3 protein-coding genes are annotated in these 2,161 nt (G+C 50.4%); all 3 read left to right on the forward strand.

The features are described 5' to 3' along the window. Window positions 1-116: 116 nt before the first annotated feature. The 3 genes from rbfA (at window position 117) to rpsO (ending at window position 2,127) form a co-directional block, all read left to right on the forward strand. Window positions 117-560 carry a 30S ribosome-binding factor RbfA gene (gene rbfA, locus A918_RS20340; protein WP_022711341.1) on the forward strand — a complete coding sequence of 148 codons (444 nt, stop codon included), beginning with the start codon at window positions 117-119 and terminating at the stop codon, window positions 558-560. Further along, window positions 560-1,534, forward strand: a complete 975-nt coding sequence (gene truB / locus A918_RS0112205; protein ID WP_022711342.1) for a tRNA pseudouridine(55) synthase TruB — start codon at window positions 560-562, stop codon at window positions 1,532-1,534. The genes rbfA and truB overlap by 1 nt, the downstream gene beginning before the upstream one ends. 323 nt (window positions 1,535-1,857) lie before the next feature. Beyond that, a complete protein-coding gene (gene rpsO, locus A918_RS0112215; protein ID WP_022711344.1) occupies window positions 1,858-2,127 on the forward strand; it encodes a 30S ribosomal protein S15 in 270 nt (89 codons plus the stop codon). Window positions 2,128-2,161: the final 34 nt, after the last annotated feature.

Consider the following 2,161-nt stretch of genomic DNA (forward strand, 5'->3'; position numbering starts at 1 on the left):
AATTGTCAGGCTGTATCAGTCTGATTGTGAACAGGATGAAAGCCGCGCAGGCTTTTCCGCAATCATGCAATTTGTACAGTTGCCGACCGATATTTGGCTCAGATTTTGGAGTCCCCATGTCCCGTTTTTCTTCCACAGGACCATCACAGCGTCAGTTGCGCGTCGGCGAGCAGGTTCGTCATGCCGTGGCTCAGGTGCTGTCACGCGGCGAAATCCGTGACGATGTTCTGAATAATACCGTAGTTTCCATCACCGAAGTGCGCATGTCGCCTGACTTGAAAATTGCGACATGCTTTATCAGCATCGTCGGCAATACAGATGTGCAGACTGTTATTAAAGCACTGGCAAGCCATGCAAAGTTTTTGCGTGGTCGCGTTGCACCGCAATTGCGTCAGATGAAATATATGCCGGAATTCCGCTTTCGTCCGGATACCAGTTTCGACAATTTTGCCAAGATTGATGCTCTGCTGCGCTCGCCGGAAGTTGCGCGTGATCTGCAGCAGGATGACAGCGATGAATCCGACACAGAAACACATAAAGATAACGAGAATAACGGCTGATGGCACGCAGAGGTAAGAAAAAAGGCCGTCCGGTTTCCGGATGGGTGATTTTTGACAAGCCGAAAGGCATGGGCTCAACCGAGGCCGTTTCCAAAATCAAATGGCTTTTCAGTGCTGAAAAGGCCGGTCATGCCGGTACGCTTGATCCGCTTGCCTCCGGCATGTTGCCGATTGCTCTGGGCGAAGCCACCAAAACCGTACCTTACGTGATGGACGGCACGAAAATCTATTCCTTCACCGTGACCTGGGGCGAAGAACGCTCCACGGATGATCTGGAAGGCCCTGTCACCAAAACCTCTGATAAGCGTCCCACAGAAGACGATATTCTGGCGCTTTTGCCAAATTATATTGGTACTATTCAGCAGACCCCACCGCAATTCTCCGCCATTAAAATTGACGGTGAACGTGCCTATGATCTGGCACGCGGTGGTGAAACAGTTGCTATTCCTTCCCGTGAAGTTGAAATTTTTCAACTTGAGCTGGTGGAAATCAACGAAGCCGGACAGGCCGTGTTTGAAGTTGAATGCGGTAAAGGCACTTATGTGCGCTCGCTCGCCCGCGATATGGGACGCGATCTCGGCTGCCTCGGTCATATTGCGGAACTGCGCCGTCTGGAAGTTGCACCTTTCAACGAAGATGACTTCGTGACGCTTGCAGAGCTTGAAGCCGCATGGCCGCCGCTGCCGCCGAAATCTGATGATGAAGATGCGGAACCTGCACCTGTTGCACCGCGTGATTTCTCAGCCCTTGATGATTTTATCATTGATACCGGTGCAGCGCTGGAAGATCTGGTACAGGTTGCCTTGTCCGACGATCAGGCTCACCGTGTGCGCATGGGCAATCCGGTCATCTTACGCGGTCGCGATGCACCGCTGGAAGCCGATGAGGTTTGTGCCAATCACAAAAACCGTTTGCTGGCTATCGGTTACATCGAACAAGGTATGTTCAAGCCGAAACGCGTTTTCACTTATTAAACTAGAGCATTTCACAGTCAAGTTGGATCAACTTGACGTCGGGATAATGCGACAAACTAAAGAATCTAGAGCGAGCACTGCGATTCAACATAAACGTAAACCGCTCTAGCGATTACAGCTTAGCGCATTTTATTAAAAAGCCTGCATTGCAGGCTTTTTTGAAATGTGTCTGGAAATAAGCCACAGTTTCGATTATATGATCATCAGGTTCCGTATAAGGCATTAATCAATGCTGACTGTACAGAACTGAAGTAAACGGCCCCGGCTGGACGACATCTTGGCCACGGGCGACATTTCTCCTCTTAAACAAAAAGGACATTCCGATGTCGATTACTGCTGAACGCAAACAGGCTCTTATCAAAGAATATGCAACCAAAGAAGGCGATACCGGTTCTCCTGAAGTACAGGTAGCCGTTCTTTCGGAACGCATTTCCAACCTGACCGGTCACTTCAAAGGCCACAAGAATGACAACCATTCCCGTCGTGGTCTTCTGAAAATGGTTTCTCAGCGCCGCAACCTGCTCGACTACCTCAAAGGTGTTGACGAAGCGCGCTATCAGAACCTGATCGGCCGTCTCGGCCTGCGCCGCTAAGCGCATCATCCGGCGAAAACCCGTAACGGTTTTC

Source organism: Pseudochrobactrum sp. AO18b (assembly GCF_000409565.1).
Lineage (GTDB): Bacteria > Pseudomonadota > Alphaproteobacteria > Rhizobiales > Rhizobiaceae > Pseudochrobactrum > Pseudochrobactrum saccharolyticum.